Here is a 16,711-nt window from a genome sequence, read left to right as displayed (position 1 = left end):
CTATGCTCATGCGGCCCTATGCAATCGCTTGCTTAGTGCGTGATCTGAGCGTTGATGACCCTCGGAAAATACGCAGCCGTTGAAACTTTTCGGTGCATGTGCTCCCGGTGATGCGGGCAGCCCTGGTGCGCTGCCATGGAATTAGTGCCAACACATTCAGTCCTTTTGAAGGACCGCGATTAATTCTATACATGGTGAAACGCTTGTCCGCGTTACCTATTCTGCCAGGCGATCCATAATCGGGCAATCTGGGCGATCATCGCCATGACAGGACTGAACAAGCCCCGTGAGGGAGCGACGCATGTTCTCTAAAGCGCGAACCTTGCGGCCCAATTCGGCGGCACGCGAATCAGCCAGCGCCTTCACCTCGGCGCTTGAACGATCACGATTCGACCAGAGTCCCAGCAGCGTCCTGATCTCCTCGATCGGAAACCCCAGATCACGCGCGTTGGCAATGAAGCGAAGGCGGTGAACGTCGGGGTCGGCGTAGTCGCGGTAACTCCCACGCCGGGGCGGTGCGGGCACGAGACCGATCTTCTCGTAATGGCGGATCATGCGCTGCGAGACGCCGCTGGCATCTGATGCCGCTCCGATGTTCACAGCTTCACCGTGTTCAACCGTAGCGCGTTGAGGACCACGGTAAGGGACGAGAGCGCCATCGCCGCGCCGGCTAGCATCGGCGAGAGGAGGATGCCCGCCACGGGGTAGAGCACCCCGGCCGCGACCGGCACGCCGATCCCATTGAACAGGAACGAGAAGAACAGGTTCTGACGGATATTCCGCATCGTCGCCTGGGCGAGCTTCCGCGCTCGCACGATCGCCGACAGATCGCCGCGCGTAAGCGTTATGCCGGCGCTTTCGATCGCTACGTCTGTTCCCGTGCCCATGGCGAGGCCCACGTCCGCAGCCGCCAGAGCGGGCGCATCGTTGATTCCGTCGCCGGCCATCGCAACCTTGGCACCGGAGGCTTTCAGCTCGCCGATGATGCGCGCCTTGTCCTCCGGGCGCAGGCCGGCGCGCACGTCGTCGAGTCCGCCAACAGCGCGGCCGACCGCATCGGCAGTCGTCTGATTGTCGCCTGTCAGCATAATGACGCGGAGGCCCTGCTGGCGGAGTGCGGCAATTGCTTCTCCGGCGTTGGCGCGGACCGGGTCGGCGACCGCGAGCAGGCCGGCAAGAGCGCCATCGATCGCCACCAGGATTACGCCTGCACCCTCGCCACGATGACGATCGGCATCGGCGTCGAGCGCCTTGGGATCAGCGCCAATCCGGCTCATTTGCTCGGCGTTCCCGATCACGACCGAACGGCCATCGACCTTGGCGCTGACCCCTAGACCGGTTTGCGAGGCGAAGTCCGTGACCGTGCCGAGCTGCAAATCTCGATCCTTGGCGGCAACGACGATCGCGTGTGCAAGCGGATGTTCCGATTGCCCTTCGACGGCCGCAGCAAGCGCTAGCATGTCGTTCTCTACGACGGCGCCGATCGTCTGGACCGCGATGAGCTTAGGCTTGCCTTCCGTGAGCGTGCCGGTCTTGTCGATGACCAGTGTATCGACTTTCTCCAGCCCCTGTAGCGCTTCGGCGTTCTTCACCAGCACGCCGGCCTGAGCCCCGCGGCCCGTCCCGACCATGATCGACATGGGCGTAGCGAGACCCAGCGCGCAGGGGCAGGCGATGACAAGCACGGCAATGGCATTGAGCATGGCGTGGCCCATGCGCGGCTCAGGACCGACCAGCGACCACACCACGAACGTCGCTATAGAAACCAGTACGACCAACGGCACAAACCAGCCAGACACCTGATCGGCGACCGCCTGGATCGGCGCACGGCTGCGCTGCGCGTCCGCGACCATGCGGACGATCCGCGCCAGCATCGTATCCGACCCGACCGCGCGCGCTTCCATGACCAGGCTGCCGGTGCCGTTGACCGTTCCACCCGTGACGGCCGCCTCGATCTCCTTGAGGACAGGGGCAGGCTCGCCGGTGAGCATGGATTCATCGACCGAGGAGCGTCCCTCGACGACCACGCCATCGACGGGGATCGCATCCCCGGGACGAACGCGTAGCCGATCACCGGCCGCCACGTCGGCAAGGCTGACTTCTTCCTCGGACCCGTCTGCGCGCAGTCGGCGCGCCGTCTTGGGGGCAAGATCCATGAGGGCGCGGATCGCGCGCCCGGTCGCCGCTCTGGCACGCAGTTCGAGGACCTGTCCGAGCAGCACCAAGGCTACCACCACTCCGGCCGCCTCGTAATAGACCGGGACCACGCCGCCGTGCATGCGGAAGGTCGGCGGGAAGATGCCGGGCGCGACCGTCGCGACCAGGCTGTATAGGAAGGCTGCACCGACCCCGATCGAGATCAGCGTGAACATATTGAGATGGCGGGTGCGAAGCGACATCCATCCCCGCTGAAAAAACGGCCCGCCCGCCCACAACACGATCGGGGCGCTGAGCGCGAGCTGTACCCAAGGGGAAGCGGCAGGACTGACGACATGAATGCCGAGCATTTCCGCGACCATCGAGATCGCCAGCAGCGGCACGGCCAGCACGCCCGCCACCCACAGCCGTCGCGTGAAATCGACCAGCTCCGGATTAGGCCCATCATCGAGGGACGGCTCTTCCGGTTCGAGCGCCATGCCGCAGATCGGGCACGTCCCCGGTCCTTCCTGCCGGATTTGCGGGTGCATGGGACACGTCCAGATAGCGCCCGGCGTCGCCGTTGGCTCAGGCTTCGGCTTGTCGCCGAGATAGGCGTCGGGGTTGGCGACGAACTTCGTCCGGCAACCAGCGCTGCAAAAATGATAGGTTTGGCCGGCGTGCTCGGCATGATGCGCCGTTTTCGCCGGATCGACCGTTATCCCGCACACCGGGTCCGTAACCGTCGCTGCGCCTTCAGAGACCTTGCCGCCAGCGCAGCAACCTCTAGCCTCAGGGTGATGCTCGTCGTTTTTGGCCGTCTCGGGAGGCCCCTCAGCCGCTCCACCCGAGCAGCAGGCCGCTGGCGCGGGAGAGACAGTCGAGGCCGCAGGTTCAGTGGTACTATGCCCGGAACAGCCGCACCCGCTGGCTTGAGGCGTATGGGAATGAGGGTCGTTCATGGCGTGAGACTCCTTCTACCCGAGGGCATGTAGGGTCTGACATCGTGTCAAGGTCAAGCCCGCCTACCTAGACTCTACGCGGCCGGGGTCGGTTGCCCTTGGAAACAAACGGCAGTGGTACGCCGATTGATCCATCAGAGCGGGAGGCCGGGAGCCACGAGGACCGCCCGGCCGATCCTCACATCGCCGATGCAGGGGGAGCAAGCGTCCCCAGCCAGGCGACGAGTCCGAGGATGACGACGATGCACCCGGTCTCGGTTACGAGGCTCGCGCGCAACCCGCCGATAGCCCTGCAATGATCGGCACTGGCGATCGATTGCTCGAAAGTCGGCGTCAGCCGAAAACGGTTGAGGGCGGCAAGCCCGAGCATGGCTGCGAACAGCATCAGCTTGGCGAGCAGGAGCCGACCATAGAGCGACTTGCCGAGGTCCGTGAGGTGGGCGACACCGACCAACATCCAGCCGTTGACCAAGCCGGTGACGACGATCGTAGCGACCACGACCGTTCCGACCATCCCGAACCCGTGCAGTGCGCGGTGCGTCAGTTCGAGGTGTGCTGCATCGACCCGCGCAGCGGGCCGCGAGACGAGAAGGATCAGCCCGAACAAGGCCCCGACCCAAGTCGCCGAAGCGACGAGGTGCAGAATATCGGCACCGAGGTGAATCCAGCCGATCGCGGCGTCATCCATCGCACCGTGCCCGGTCCATGCCAGCGTTCCGATCGCGACGACGCCGCAAAGCGCGACGATGCACAGCCAGATTTCGTGGCGAGCAATCATCATTGCCGCTACACCTGCGATAACGAGCGCGACCATGCGGAGCTTCCAGGCCGCCCCAATGGCAGAGCCGTTGAGAAGCGCGCCGATCGCTTCGCCATCGATCGGCCACGCTGGTGTTCCCGCCATCAAGGAGGCCATCAGCACGATCCAGGCGGCCGAGAATAAGAGGCCGAGGGCGGCGCTGCCGACCAGCCATGCGCGCAGCGCGAGCGCATCACCGCGCTCGTCAGCTCGCAGCCCATAGATGCCGAATGCAGCGAGGCCGAACAGCGCCGCCAGCGTCAGGTAGAGCGCGAAGCGGATGCCGATCAGCGACCAATCGGTCATCGTCTCACTTCACCGCAAAGGCATAGCTTCCGGCGACCTTGTGCGTGTCTGTCGAGACCACCTGCCATGCCACGCTATAGCGGCCGTGCGGGAGCGAGCCGTTGGGAGTGACGATCAGCGTACGAAGATCAGGCCCCAGTTTTGCTACGCTGGCCATCTTCATGGCGGCCATCCCGGGCATGGCCGCCATAGTCAGCTCGGCCTTGGAAAAGGCTGGCAGCAGCTTTTCGCTGAAATGCAGCTCGATATGCGTCGGCTTGGCAACGGTCGCATTCGCGGACGGGCTCGCAGACAGCAGTTTGGGGTGCGCGTAGGCGGTGCCGGCGAGTGCAAGGCTAGCGGCAGTGGCGATCAGGACAGGGAAGCGGCGCATGGATGGCTCCTTCGTAATAGGGACTATCCTTCGTTACGCGCCCCAATCGACTACCCCTCGAAAGGTCGTGTTGAGGGATTGGGCTGCGGCATGCGTAACCTATGCTAGAGGAGTGGAGTGAACGACATGGATGACCTCGACGCAGTATTGACGAGGATGGCGCACGCTCCCGTGCCCGCCAGCCTCGACGGAATGGAAGCCAGGGTGCTTGCGCGCATCGCGGCGCGGCCAGCGGCGCGAGCCGGCACCGGCATCGGCGCAGTGACGATCGCCGTAGCGCTCGTCATGGGCGTATTCGGCGCGGGCTTTCCGGCCAGAGAGGCCGGGGCTGTGTCTGCGCTCTCGCCACTCGGGCCAATGTCGCCGCTCGCCCCGTCAATCTTGCTTGCCGGCGCGCCATGAGCGGTCGCGTCCGGCTGATAGTGTGCGTGATCGCCTGCTTTGTTGCGGCGATCGGCGGTGTGTTCATCGGGCGGGCACTTCTCCCCTCGCCGGTGCAGCCCGGCGCGGAGCTGCACGAAGTGCTGCATCACAAGCTGGCGCTGGACGCAGACCAGCAGGCACGCCTGCAAGTGCTGGAACAGCGCTTCGCGGTCCAACGCCGCGCCTTCGAGCTGGAGTTGCGGGCCGACAATGCCCGTCTCGCGGAGGCTATCGAAGTCGAACACGGCAACGGACCGCGCGTTGTCGCGGCAGTCGATCGGAGCCACGCCGTCATGGGCGAGCTCCAGAAGGCGACGCTCGCGCATATATTCGCCATGCGACAGCTTCTCCGGCCGAACCAGACCGGGCAGTTCGACCAGGCGGTGGTGAAGGCGCTCACCGACGATCAGCGTTGAGTCTAGACTGGACCTCGCTCACCGAGGCCGAGCTTGCGACGCTCAGCATCGCGGGGCGGGAAGCGGCCTTTGCCGAGATCATGCGTCGCCATCGGCAACCGATTTTCCGGATGGTCCGCGCCTGCGTCGGTGAACCCGACGAGGCGCTGGATCTGTTGCAGGAGACCTTCGTCGCCGCCCACCAGGCCATGCCACGCTACGATGGCAACCGGTCGATGCGGGCGTGGCTTTCCACGATCGCGCTCAACAAATGCCGTGATTGGGGACGCAAGCGGACCGTGCGCCGCTTCCTCTCATTCGCGATCCCGGTCGGCATCGAGGCCGAGGCGGTTACGGACGATCAGGTGCCGATCGACGACGCCGCCAGCGATCGGCAGGAGCTGGACCGGGTGACACGCGCCATCGCTGCGCTACCCGTTGCCTTGAAGGAGCCGCTGGTGTTGCGGACGATCGAAGGCTTGAGCCAGGCGGAAACCGCTGCAGTGTTGTCGATCAGCGAGAAGGCTGTGGAAACACGGCTTTATCGCGCGCGCGCCAAGCTGCTCGAGCAATTAGGCGATCGTTGAGGGGTAGCACGACGCACCGCGTATCAAGGCTAGAGGGACATCCCCGATCGAAAGCCTTGAGGATCGTATGAGCCGCATTATCGACCGTCGCCAGATGCTACGCGGTGCCGCCCTTACAGGCGGCGGACTCGCGCTGTCGGCCTACATGCCGGCATGGGCGCAGACCAATTCGGCAGGCATCATCACGCCGCTGCCGACCGTCACCGGCAACGACATTACGCTCCGCATCGCGCGCCAGACGATGATGATCGATGGCCGCGCGTCCAAGGCGATCGGCATCAACGGCACCGTGCCGGCCCCGCTGATCCGGTTGCGCGAGGGGCAGACCGTTCGTCTCAATGTCATCAACGATCTCGACGAGGACAGTTCGATCCACTGGCACGGCCTGCTCGTTCCCCCGCAGTTCGATGGAGTGCCCGGCATCTCGTTCCCCGGCATCAAGCCCCGTTCGAGCTTCCTCTACGAGTTTCCGATCCGGCAGAACGGCACGTATTGGTATCACAGCCATTCCGGGCTTCAGGAACAGCTCGGGCATTACGGGCCGATCGTGATCGATCCTGCCGGCGCCGATCCGGTGCAGTCCGACCGCGAACACGTCATCGTGCTGTCCGACCACAGCCAGCTCAGCCCCGCTACCATCTTCCGCGACATGAAAGTCGACCCCGGTCACTTCAACTATCAGCGTCAGACCCTGGCCGGCCTGCTTTCCGGCAAGGATCAGCCGCTCAAGGACCGCGTGGATTGGGGCAAGATGCGGATGGACCCCACCGATATTTCGGACGGGACCGGCCCCGCCTGTACCTATCTCGTCAACGGCCACGGCCCGCGCGACAACTGGACCGCGCTGTTCACGCCCGGGCAGCGCGTGCGACTGCGCGTCATCAATGCATCGTCGATGACAACCTTCAATGTCCGCATCCCCGGTCTCAAGCTCAGCATCGTCCAGGCCGACGGGCAAAACGTCATGCCGGTCGAGGTGGACGAGTTCCAGATCGGTGTTGCCGAAACCTACGACGCAATCGTTACCCCGATCGACGACCGAGCTTACACGCTTGTCGGCGAGGCGATCGACCGATCCGGCCTGGCGCGCGCCACGCTCGCCCCGCGCCCCGGCATGGCGGCCGAGGTGCCGGCGCTTCGTCCGCGCCCGCTCGCCACGATGAAGGACATGGGCATGGATATGTCGTCGATGGGCGACATGGATATGTCGAGCGGCGGGATGCGCGGCCCCGACCCGACCAATGAAAAGAACCCGTCCGCCGGTCTCACCACCCCCGGCGCCGGCATGGCAGCAGGCGCGATGACAATGGGCGGAATGCCGCAAGGCGGCACGATGTCAGGGATGGATCATTCGGCGATGAACCACGGTGCGATGGCGACGGGCGGCATCGCGGGCGGCATGGCGGGGATGGACCATAGTTCGATGGGCGGCGAGCAGGGCATGGCCGGCATGGACATGGGGTCCATGAAGATGCGCGACTTCTCCAAAGCCCCGCAGGTCAAGAAGGGGCCGGGTGTCCAGACGATCTCGCCGATGCCGATGGATCGCACCGGCGACCCCGGTCAGGGACTTGAGAATGTCGGCCACAAGGTGCTGGTTTACCGGGACTTGATGGCGCTGGAACGTAACTCGGACGTGCGGGCACCCAGCCGCAGCCTCGACATTCACCTGACCGGCAACATGGAGCGCTTCATGTGGTCGTTCGACGGCGTGAAGATGTCCGACATGATGGAGCCGATCCCATTTCTCGAAGGTGAGCGCGTGCGGATCAACCTCATCAACGACACCATGATGGGGCACCCGATCCATATCCACGGCCACTTTTTCGAGCTGGTGACGGGGCACGGCGATCATGCGCCGCGCAAACACACCGTCATCGTCCAGCCAGGCGGCAAGGTAACATGGGATTTTACTGCCGATGCGGTCGGCGATTGGGCGTTCCACTGCCATCTCCTCTACCACATGCACGCCGGCATGATGCGAACCGTGAGTGTCCGTCCGCGGGGAGACGCCGCATGACGCGCCTCGCTCCCATGTTGGCGTCGGTCGCCATGCTCACCCTCGCATCTCCGGTGGCGGCGCAGTCGATGCAGGGCATGAACATGCCCGGGATGACGATGCCGGCTCAGAAGAAACCCGCGGCCAAATCCTCCGCGCCAGCCAAGCGCGCCAAGGCAAAGCCCGTTGCCGCGAAGCGCAAGGCGCCCGCGAAAGCCACGGCTGACCCGATGGTCGGCATGGCGGGCATGGACCATTCGGCGATGCCGGGCATGACTATGCCCGGCGATGCCTCAAAGCCAGCGCCGGGCGCGTCCCAATCCATGCAGGGAATGGAGATGCCCGCGAGCGGCCAAACGGCTCCACAGGGCGCTCAGCAGGCAATGCCGGGGATGAATATGTCCGGCGAGCAGCACAGCGGCCATGATATGCAGGCCATGCCGGGCATGGTCGGGATGGCGATGCCCGCAATGGAGCAGACCGGCACGGCGCTTTCCGCCGGGAACGCACCGGCTCCCGCGCCGCCGATGGATCATTACGCCGATCGTCAGTTCGCGCCCGCCGATATGGCCAAGGCGCGGCACGACATGATGTTCGAGCAAGGCGGCCAGCCCTTCTACCAGGTCATGTTCAATCTTGCCGAATATCAGGCACGCCAAGGCCGCGACGGATATCGTTGGGATGGCGAGGCGTGGTTCGGCGGTGACATCAATCGCTTGTGGCTGAAGAGCGAGGGCGAGGGCGCGTTACGCGAGGGTGTCGAAAGTGCCGAAGTCCAGGCGCTCTACAGTCGAGCCGTCGGGCCGTACTTCAACCTTCAGGCAGGCGTCCGCCACGACTTCCAGCCGTCACCCAACCGCACCTATGCGACAGTGGGGTTCGAGGGTCTTTCGCCCTATATGTTCGAGGTCGAGGGCGCTTTGTTCCTGTCGACCAAGGGGGATCTGCTCGGTCGCCTCGAGGGGTATTACGACCAGCGCATCACGCAGCGGCTGATCCTTCAGCCGCGGGTCGAGTTCAACCTATCGGCGCAGGACGTGCCCGAAAACCGGCTTGGCGCGGGGCTGACCGACGCCGAGCTGGGGCTCCGGCTCCGCTACGACATCAGGCGGCAGTTCGCGCCCTATATCGGCGTCTCCTATGTCGCACAGACCGGACGTACCGCCGATTTCACACGCGCCGAGGGCAAAGATCCGACCACTACCAGCTTCGTGGCCGGTGTGCGGGTGTGGTTCTGACGATGAAAGACACGGGGGCGCAAATAGGGAGACACGAAGATGGATAACCACGAGAAAAGTAGCGGAACGGGTTACGGTCGTTTTGCCGCGATGATCGCGACTTCGACCATCGTGATGTTCGGTCTGATGTATCTGAACACCTACACGTGGAGTCACGTCGAATATAGCCAGACCCGGATGTGGATGGCCGTCGTCATGGGAGCGGCGATGGCCGTCATCATGCTCGGCTTCATGTGGTCGATGTATAAGAACCGGACCGTCAATTTGGCGATTCTGGCCGGTAGCGTCGTGGTCTTCGTGCTCGCCTTATGGCTGGTCCGGAGCCAGGAGACGGTCGACGACGTGAGCTACATGAAGGCGATGATCCCACACCACTCGATCGCGATCATGACGAGCGAGCGGGCGCACATCAAAGACCCTGAGGTTCGCCGACTGGCCGACGGGATCATCGATGCCCAGGTTCGCGAAATCACAGACATGAAGCGGATGATTGCGCGGATGGAAGCGCACCCCATGCCGAACGGCGCGCCGGACCTACCGTCCTACCGCGACAAGCAGGTTCCCCCTCCCCCGCCCGAAACCGACGAGAGCGCCGGGGTGAACACTCTACAGCCGATCCGCTGACGGCGTGAGGGATGCGATGCTTTGCCGCGTAGAAGGTTGAGTAATCACCGAGGAAATCGAGAATGCGTTTGATACCGATGTTTGCAGCCTTTGCGATCCTCGCCGCCCCCGCGCTCGCGCAGCAGGGCGGGATGCAGGGCATGGATCATAGCCAGATGAAGGGCATGAACCACGGCGACATGGCCACGATGATGGCCGGCAATCCCTACGGGCAGGCCGAGATGGACATGCACCAGAAGATGATGGCCGCTAAGCAGGGCGACCCATCGGAAATGTGGACCCGCAAGATGATCGAGCATCACCGCGGCGCGATCACCATGTCGCGTGTCGCGGTGCGCGACGCCAAGGATGCCGAGACGCGGCAAATGGCGCAGATGACGATCACCAAGCAGGAAAAGGATATTGCAGAGCTACAGGCGTGGCTCCGCAAGCACGGTAAGCGCCCGCAATAACGGGTGTTGCCCCGCCCTGTTTGCCCAAGCACGGGCAACAGAGCGGGGCTTTCGATTTCATCATGTAACCAAATCGATGATCCCACGACGGCAATGTGGCCGATTGACAGGTTCAGAGGCGCCCCGCAGGAAGTGCATGTGAAGCGCCTGTTTCTTTTCCTGATGCTGATCGGCGTGATGGCCGGGCTTGCTGTTCAGCAGCCGGCTCAGGCGCTTGCTGCCCCGGCAGGTGCGATGGACATGGCAGCGATGGCATCCAGCGACATGGCATCCATGCCGGACTGCATGTCAGCGGCGGAGAAGAACGCAGCCCACAAGCCGTGCAAGTGCGGCTTGGCCGGCTGCATCGCCATGATGGCGTCGGGCGGACCGATGATGCTGTCCGACGCATTGATGGTTCTCCAGGCTGCGGCCCGCTCCGATCGTGACGAGCAGATCGGTATCTTCGCAGCCTTACGGGGCCGTTCGACCGCTCCGGAACCAGAACCGCCTTCAATCCTGATCTGATTTCAAGTCCGCGCGCGTGCCCGTCACGCGACCCGGCGCGCATGCGCCGGGCACGACGCGATGTGAACTCTAGGATCAGGACATGACGAAATGCGAACCCCCTTACGCCGCCGCGCGTCGCGCGCGCTGGTATGGCTCGCGCTCGCGTCGGTCAGTATGCCGGCGATTGCCGGACCGCTGACCTTCGACGCGGCACTGCAAAAAGCCGCTGCCGACGCGCCGTCCATCAAGGCGAAGTCGCTCGGCGCTGATGCTATGCGTTCGGCGCGAAGCGCCGCAGGACAGTTGCCCGATCCGAAGCTCGCGCTCGGGATCGACAGCTTTCCGATCTCAGGACCGATCGCGTTCGCGCCGCAGCGCGATAACTTCACCTGGGCGCGCGTCGGTGTCTCGCAGGACATTCCCAATCTCGTCAAGCGTCGCGCGCAACGTGGTCGCGCCGAGGCAGACATCGGCGTCGCCGACGCAGAAACCGGCGTGGAGGCGCGCATCGTCAAGGTCCAGGCCGCGCTTGCATGGATCAGTCTCGCATATGCCGAGGGTAGACTTACGGCGCTCGACACGGTGCTCCAACGGCTCGACCGCTTCGTCAAAGCGTCACCCGGTGCGGTCGCGTCGGGTGCATCGCGGCCAGCGCAGGTGCTCGCCGGGCGCGAAGCCGTTGCGAAATTACAGGACCGTCGCGACGAGCTGGTGTCGATGGTCGGCCGCGCGCGCGCCGACCTCACGCGCTGGACGGGCGAAGCCGACCCCGACATCGCAGGTCCGATCCCGGACTTCACGGTAGAGCCTGCGCGCCTGCGCGCGTCGCTTCGCGAGCATCCGACGCTGGTGTTGGCCGGTGCCACGATCGGTCGCGCGGATGCCGACCTCCGCATGGCCGAAGCAGAACGGCGTCCCGATTTCGGCGTCGATCTGTCCTACCAGCGCCGCGATCCCCGGTTCGGCGATTACGTGTCTGCCGGGGTCACGATCGGCCTGCCGTTGTTCAAAAAGCGGCGTCAGGAACCGTTGATCGCGGCCCGCGCTGCCGATGCCAACAGTGCACGCGCCGGCGCAGATGCCAGTTTGCGCGAGCTGACCGCCGATCTCGAAGCAGGTCTTGCCGATCACGCGATGCACCACGCGCAATGGTCGCGTGCCCGCGACGTGCTGCAGCCCCTCACCGAGCAGCGGGTGACGCTGGAGACCGGCAGTTTCAGCGCCGGGCGCGCCACCCTCACCGACATCGCCGACGCGCATGCCGCGCTTGCCGATGCGATCCTCACCACGCTCGATCGCGAGGCGACTGTCGCCGCGGATGGCGCGCGGCTCATTCTCCTGTTCGGGAGCACCGACCAATGACCCTCACGTCACTTCAACGGTCGCAGCTCGCGGCGACGTTTGCGGCTGTCGCCCTCGTCGCGGGCGCTGGAGGCTATTATCTGGCCGGCACGCGCAATGGGGCACCTGCCGCCGGGACGCCGGATACTCCTCGTAAGCCGCTCTATTATTACGACCCGATGGTGCCGCAGGAGCATTACGACAATCCGGAATCCCTGTCGTCGATGGGGATGAAGACGGTCCCCAAATATGCCGACGCGATTAGCGGCCCAACGGCAAAGCCAGGCGTCACGGTCGACCCTTCGGCGATGCAGAGCCTCGGGATCCGGCTTGCAACTGCGACCACCGGCACGTTGGCCGGCACGCTCGATGTGACCGGCGCGATCGACTTCAATCAGCGCGACATCGCAATCGTGCAGGCACGTGCCGCAGGCTTCATCCAGCGGGTCTATGGCCGCGCACCGGGAGACATAATCCGTGCCGGGGCGCCGATCGCCGACGTCTTGGTCCCCGAATGGGGCGGCGCGCAGGGCGAATATGAAGCGGTGCGCAAAACCGGCGACCCGTCGTTGATCGCTGCCGCCCGCCAGCGTCTGCGACTGATCGGCATTCCGGGCGGCGGTGCGGGCGGGCGTGGAATGACCACCATCCGCAGCCCGATCGGGGGCGTTATCCAGACCCTCGATGCCCGTGCCGGGGTTACGCTCGCACCCGGCCAGACGCTGGCGCAGGTCAATGGCCTTGCCACGGTTTGGTTGAACGCTGCAGTGCCGGAAGTGCGCGCAACCGCAGTCAAAGTCGGGCAGAACGCGAATGCCGAGCTGGCGGGGTTCCCTGGCGAGCGCTTCACCGGCCGCATCATCGCCGTCTTGCCAACGACGCAGGCGGACAGCCGGACGCTCACGGTACGGATCGAGCTGCGTAACCCGGGTGGTCGCCTGCGCCCCGGCATGTTCGCGACCGTCCATCTGGGCGGCACGTCCGGCACCGCGCTGCTGGTGCCGAGCGAAGCCGTAATCCGCACCGGCAAGCGCACGCTCGTCATGCTCGCCGACGGCAAGGGTCGTTTCCGACCGGCCGAGGTCCGTATCGGGCGCGAGACAAGCGGCCAGACCGAAATCCTTGCAGGACTGGCGGCAGGGGAGAAGGTCGTCGCATCGGGCCAGTTCCTACTCGACAGCGAGGCGAGCCTGACCGGCATCGCCGCGCGCCCGATCACGGGGGACACGAAGTGATCGCGCGGATCATCGAGGCGTCGGTCAAGGCGCGCTACCTCGTCCTGCTCGCAGCCCTCGCGCTGATCGTCGTCGGGGTGGGCGCTTTGCGCTCGACTGCGGTCGATGCGCTCCCCGACCTGTCCGACGTCCAGGTCATCATCCGCACCACCTATCCGGGCCAAGCCCCACAGATTGTCGAGAACCAGGTCACGTATCCGCTCGCGACGACGATGCTGTCCGTGCCGGGCGCACGCGTGGTGCGCGGCTATTCGTTCGTCGGCGACAGCTTCGTCTATGTGTTGTTCGACGACGCGACTGATCTCTATTGGGCGCGCAGCCGGGTCCTCGAATATCTGAGCCAGGTGCAAAGCCGCCTCCCCGAGGGTGCAAAGGCATCGCTCGGCCCGGATGCTACCGGGGTGGGGTGGGTCTATGAATATGCGTTGGTCGACCGGACCGGGCGTCACGACCTCGCACAGCTCCGCAGCATCCAGGACTGGTTCCTGCGCTACGAATTGAAGACCGTGCCGGGGGTCGCCGAGGTCGCGAGCATCGGCGGGATGGTGAAAGAGTATCAGGTCGTCCTCGATCCGCAGAAGCTGGCCGCTTACGGGATCACCCACGAGGCGGTGACCGAGGCACTGAAGCGCGGCAATCAGGAGAGCGGCGGATCGGTTCTCGAGATGGCGGAGGCGGAATATATCGTCCGCGCGACCGGCTATCTGAAGACGCTCGACGATTTCCGCAGCGTGCCGCTCAAGACGGTTGGCGGCGTCCCCGTGACACTCGGCGACGTCGCAACAATTCAGATCGGTCCGGAAATGCGGCGCGGGTTGGCCGAGCTCAATGGCGAGGGTGAGGTCGCAGGCGGCGTCATCGTGATGCGCCAGGGCAAGAACGCGCGCGAGGTGATCGACGGAGTACGCACCCGGCTCGAGGAATTGAAGAAGAGCCTGCCACCCGGCGTGGAGGTCGTCACCACCTATGACCGCTCGGGCCTGATCGATCGTGCCGTCGACAATCTGACCGCCAAGCTGATCGAAGAGTTCATCGTCGTGGCGCTCGTCTGCGCGCTGTTTCTCTGGCACGTTCGATCGGCACTGGTCGCCATTCTCACGCTCCCGCTCGGTATCCTCATCGCCTTCATCGCGATGCGGGTGCAGGGACTGAACGCCAATATCCTCTCGCTGGGCGGCATCGCCATCGCCATCGGCGCAATGGTCGATGCGGCCGTCGTCATGATCGAAAACGCGCACAAGCATCTCGAGCATTGGGCGCACGATCATCCCGATGAGACATTGGCGGGTGCCGAGCGCTGGCACGTGATCACCGCCGCAGCGGTCGAGGTCGGCCCGGCGCTGTTCCTCAGCCTTCTCATCATCACCTTCTCGTTCGTGCCGATCTTCTCGCTCCAGGGGCAGGAGGGGCGGCTCTTCGCGCCCCTCGCCTTTACCAAGACCTATGCGATGGCGGGTGCGGCGATCCTGTCGATCACGCTGATCCCGGTGCTGATGGGGTTGCTGATCCGCGGTCGCATCCCATCCGAGAATGCCAATCCGATCAATCGCGTCCTCACCCGCATCTACCGTCCCGCGCTCGACTGGGTATTGGCGCGGCCGAGGCAGGCGCTGGTCATCGCCGGCCTCGTGTTTGCGACCAGCCTATGGCCGATCAGTCAGCTTGGCGGCGAGTTCATCCCGCAGATGAACGAAGGCGACCTGCTCTACATGCCGTCCGCGCTGCCCGGCATCTCGACCGCCAAGGCCGGCCAGCTTCTCCAGCTTACCGACCGGCTCATCAAGACCGTACCCGAAGTGGAAAGCGTGTTCGGCAAGGCCGGCCGCGCCGACACCGCGACCGACCCTGCCCCGCTCGAAATGTTCGAGACCACGATCCGCTTCAAGCGCAAGGATCAGTGGCGCGCGGGCATGACGCAGGACAAATTGATCGATCAGCTCGACAAGGCGGTAAAGGTGCCGGGCCTCGCCAATTTCTGGATTCCGCCGATCCGTAACCGGATCGAGATGCTGTCTACCGGCATCAAGAGTCCGATCGGTATCAAGGTGGCAGGCGCGAACCTCGCCGAGATCGACGCGGCTGCGCGCGAGATCGAACAGGTCGCGAAGACCGTGCCCGGGGTGGGGTCTGCGCTCGCCGAACGGCTCACCGGCGGGCGGTATATCGATGTCGATATCAACCGGGCTGCTGCCGCACGCTATGGTCTCAACGTCGCCGACGTGCAGTCGATCGTGTCGGGCGCGATCGGCGGAGAAACGATCGGCCAGACCGTCGAAGGGCTCGCGCGTTATCCAATCAGCGTGCGTTATCCGCGCGAGCTGCGCGACAGCATCGAGGGCTTGCGCAACCTGGCCGTGCTGACGCCGGCAGGGCAGCAGATCACGCTCGGCACCGTCGCCGACGTCCGCATCACCGATGGACCGCCGATGCTACGCAGCGAGAACGGCCGGCCGGTGACGTGGATCTACATCGACGGGCGCGGCGTGCCGCTCACCAGCATCGTTCGTGATCTGCAGAACGCGATCGCCGCCAAGGTGAAACTGCCGCCCGGCGTCAGTGTCACTTATACCGGCCAGTTCGAGTATCTGCAGCGCGCGGTCGAGCGATTGAAGATTGTCGTTCCAGCGACCTTGGTCATCATCTTCCTGCTGCTCTACGCGACCTTCCGCCGGCTCGATGAAGCCGCGCTGGTGATGGGGACGCTCCCGTTCGCGCTCACCGGCGGTTTATGGCTACTCTATCTGCTCGGCTACAACCAATCGGTCGCGACCGGTGTCGGGTTCATTGCGCTCGCCGGTGTCTCAGCGGAGTTCGGCGTGGTGATGCTGATCTACCTCAAGCATGCGCTGGATGCCCGAGGCCCGGTGCCGGACGATGCCGAGGTCGGGGCTGCCGTGCGCGAAGGCGCCCTCCTTCGTGTCCGGCCCAAGGCGATGACGGTCGCGGTGATCCTGGCGGGCCTGTTTCCGATCCTGATCGGTACAGGCACCGGCTCCGAAGTGATGAGCCGGATCGCGGCTCCTATGATCGGAGGCATGCTCACCGCACCGTTGCTCTCGATGCTGATACTGCCGGCAGCGTTCCTGCTGCTGCGGCGCTCCCGGCGTTCCCCTCACCCTTCGATCCCAGTCCCACCGCCGCAAAGGAATACGCTATGAAGAAGACCCTGTTGGCATTCGCCGTCCTCGCGGGCCTCACAACGACCACAGCATCGGCGCAGTCGAGCGCTTCCATGCAGGGCATGCCGATGAAGGGGGCCGTGAAGGTTGGTCGCGGCAGTGGCGTCGTAACTGCGATCGATCCCAAGGCCGCCAAGGTGACGATCCAGCATGGCCGATCGCGGCACTGAGCT

16 protein-coding genes are annotated in these 16,711 nt (G+C 64.8%); 12 read left to right on the top strand and 4 right to left on the bottom strand.

Annotated features, from left to right (window positions below):
- Positions 1–216: 216 nt before the first annotated feature.
- The 4 genes from cueR to copC form a co-directional block, all read right to left on the bottom strand.
- A complete protein-coding gene (gene cueR, locus RH91_RS20290) occupies positions 217–600 on the bottom strand; it encodes a Cu(I)-responsive transcriptional regulator (protein ID WP_010165220.1) in 384 nt (127 codons plus the stop codon).
- Positions 597–2,867, bottom strand: a complete 2,271-nt coding sequence (locus RH91_RS20285) for a heavy metal translocating P-type ATPase (RefSeq protein WP_010165219.1) — start codon at positions 2,865–2,867, stop codon at positions 597–599. The genes cueR and RH91_RS20285 overlap by 4 nt, the downstream gene beginning before the upstream one ends.
- A 409-nt stretch (positions 2,868–3,276) precedes the next feature.
- Positions 3,277–4,203: a copper homeostasis membrane protein CopD gene (copD, locus tag RH91_RS20280; protein WP_010165218.1), complete on the bottom strand. Its 927-nt coding sequence runs from the start codon at positions 4,201–4,203 to the stop codon at positions 3,277–3,279.
- Positions 4,204–4,207: 4 nt separating this feature from the next.
- Positions 4,208–4,576 carry a copper homeostasis periplasmic binding protein CopC gene (gene copC, locus RH91_RS20275; protein WP_010165216.1) on the bottom strand — a complete coding sequence of 123 codons (369 nt, stop codon included), beginning with the start codon at positions 4,574–4,576 and terminating at the stop codon, positions 4,208–4,210.
- A 126-nt stretch (positions 4,577–4,702) separates the two neighbouring features.
- On the opposite strand from copC, the gene RH91_RS20270 reads away from it, so the two are divergent.
- The 12 genes from RH91_RS20270 (at position 4,703) to RH91_RS23325 (ending at position 16,708) form a co-directional block, all read left to right on the top strand.
- Positions 4,703–4,978, top strand: a complete 276-nt coding sequence (locus RH91_RS20270) for a hypothetical protein (protein WP_010165215.1) — start codon at positions 4,703–4,705, stop codon at positions 4,976–4,978.
- Complete coding sequence (locus RH91_RS20265; protein ID WP_010165212.1) at positions 4,975–5,415, top strand: periplasmic heavy metal sensor; 441 nt, start codon at positions 4,975–4,977, stop codon at positions 5,413–5,415. Before RH91_RS20270 ends, RH91_RS20265 begins: the two co-directional genes overlap by 4 nt.
- The gene (locus RH91_RS20260) at positions 5,412–5,981 is read left to right on the top strand and encodes an RNA polymerase sigma factor (protein ID WP_010165211.1); all 570 of its coding nucleotides are present in this window, start codon (positions 5,412–5,414) and stop codon (positions 5,979–5,981) included. The genes RH91_RS20265 and RH91_RS20260 overlap by 4 nt, the downstream gene beginning before the upstream one ends.
- Before the next feature lie 67 nt (positions 5,982–6,048).
- Entirely contained in the window at positions 6,049–8,001 is a 1,953-nt protein-coding gene (locus tag RH91_RS20255; RefSeq protein ID WP_010165210.1) for a copper resistance system multicopper oxidase, read from the top strand.
- Entirely contained in the window at positions 7,998–9,218 is a 1,221-nt protein-coding gene (locus RH91_RS20250) for a copper resistance protein B (RefSeq protein WP_029624136.1), read from the top strand. The genes RH91_RS20255 and RH91_RS20250 overlap by 4 nt, the downstream gene beginning before the upstream one ends.
- A 39-nt stretch (positions 9,219–9,257) precedes the next feature.
- Positions 9,258–9,842 carry a DUF305 domain-containing protein gene (locus tag RH91_RS20245; RefSeq protein ID WP_029624135.1) on the top strand — a complete coding sequence of 195 codons (585 nt, stop codon included), beginning with the start codon at positions 9,258–9,260 and terminating at the stop codon, positions 9,840–9,842.
- Positions 9,843–9,919: 77 nt separating this feature from the next.
- Positions 9,920–10,294, top strand: coding sequence for a DUF305 domain-containing protein (locus RH91_RS20240; protein WP_010165207.1), 375 nt, complete (start codon positions 9,920–9,922; stop codon positions 10,292–10,294).
- Positions 10,295–10,432: 138 nt separating this feature from the next.
- Complete coding sequence (locus RH91_RS20235; protein ID WP_029624133.1) at positions 10,433–10,801, top strand: hypothetical protein; 369 nt, start codon at positions 10,433–10,435, stop codon at positions 10,799–10,801.
- 90 nt (positions 10,802–10,891) lie between these two features.
- Positions 10,892–12,145: a TolC family protein gene (locus RH91_RS20230; RefSeq protein WP_010165205.1), complete on the top strand. Its 1,254-nt coding sequence runs from the start codon at positions 10,892–10,894 to the stop codon at positions 12,143–12,145.
- Entirely contained in the window at positions 12,142–13,359 is a 1,218-nt protein-coding gene (locus RH91_RS20225; RefSeq protein ID WP_010165203.1) for an efflux RND transporter periplasmic adaptor subunit, read from the top strand. Before RH91_RS20230 ends, RH91_RS20225 begins: the two co-directional genes overlap by 4 nt.
- On the top strand, positions 13,356–16,517 hold the full coding sequence (locus tag RH91_RS20220) for an efflux RND transporter permease subunit (protein WP_010165202.1): 3,162 nt from the start codon (positions 13,356–13,358) through the stop codon (positions 16,515–16,517). The genes RH91_RS20225 and RH91_RS20220 overlap by 4 nt, the downstream gene beginning before the upstream one ends.
- Complete coding sequence (locus tag RH91_RS23325; RefSeq protein ID WP_010165201.1) at positions 16,514–16,708, top strand: hypothetical protein; 195 nt, start codon at positions 16,514–16,516, stop codon at positions 16,706–16,708. Before RH91_RS20220 ends, RH91_RS23325 begins: the two co-directional genes overlap by 4 nt.
- The last annotated feature ends 3 nt before the right edge of the window (positions 16,709–16,711 follow it).

It is taken from the genome of Sphingomonas sp. PAMC 26617 (genome assembly GCF_000242835.1).
Lineage (GTDB): Bacteria > Pseudomonadota > Alphaproteobacteria > Sphingomonadales > Sphingomonadaceae > Sphingomonas.
The sequence above is the reverse complement of the archived record's forward strand: the minus strand, read 5'-3'. Positions and strand labels throughout refer to the sequence as shown.

What these genes read in the sequence shown, in the direction of transcription:
- copD (WP_010165218.1), bottom strand. Translation starts at nt 4,203, where the DNA reads ATGACCGATTGGTCGCTGATCGGCATCCGCTTCGCGCTCTACCTGACG.
- copC (WP_010165216.1), bottom strand. Translation starts at nt 4,576, where the DNA reads ATGCGCCGCTTCCCTGTCCTGATCGCCACTGCCGCTAGCCTTGCACTC.
- RH91_RS20270 (WP_010165215.1), top strand. Translation starts at nt 4,703, where the DNA reads ATGGATGACCTCGACGCAGTATTGACGAGGATGGCGCACGCTCCCGTG.
- RH91_RS20265 (WP_010165212.1), top strand. Translation starts at nt 4,975, where the DNA reads ATGAGCGGTCGCGTCCGGCTGATAGTGTGCGTGATCGCCTGCTTTGTT.
- RH91_RS20255 (WP_010165210.1), top strand. Translation starts at nt 6,049, where the DNA reads ATGAGCCGCATTATCGACCGTCGCCAGATGCTACGCGGTGCCGCCCTT.
- RH91_RS20250 (WP_029624136.1), top strand. Translation starts at nt 7,998, where the DNA reads ATGACGCGCCTCGCTCCCATGTTGGCGTCGGTCGCCATGCTCACCCTC.
- RH91_RS20245 (WP_029624135.1), top strand. Translation starts at nt 9,258, where the DNA reads ATGGATAACCACGAGAAAAGTAGCGGAACGGGTTACGGTCGTTTTGCC.
- RH91_RS20240 (WP_010165207.1), top strand. Translation starts at nt 9,920, where the DNA reads ATGTTTGCAGCCTTTGCGATCCTCGCCGCCCCCGCGCTCGCGCAGCAG.
- RH91_RS20230 (WP_010165205.1), top strand. Translation starts at nt 10,892, where the DNA reads ATGCGAACCCCCTTACGCCGCCGCGCGTCGCGCGCGCTGGTATGGCTC.
- RH91_RS20225 (WP_010165203.1), top strand. Translation starts at nt 12,142, where the DNA reads ATGACCCTCACGTCACTTCAACGGTCGCAGCTCGCGGCGACGTTTGCG.
- RH91_RS23325 (WP_010165201.1), top strand. Translation starts at nt 16,514, where the DNA reads ATGAAGAAGACCCTGTTGGCATTCGCCGTCCTCGCGGGCCTCACAACG.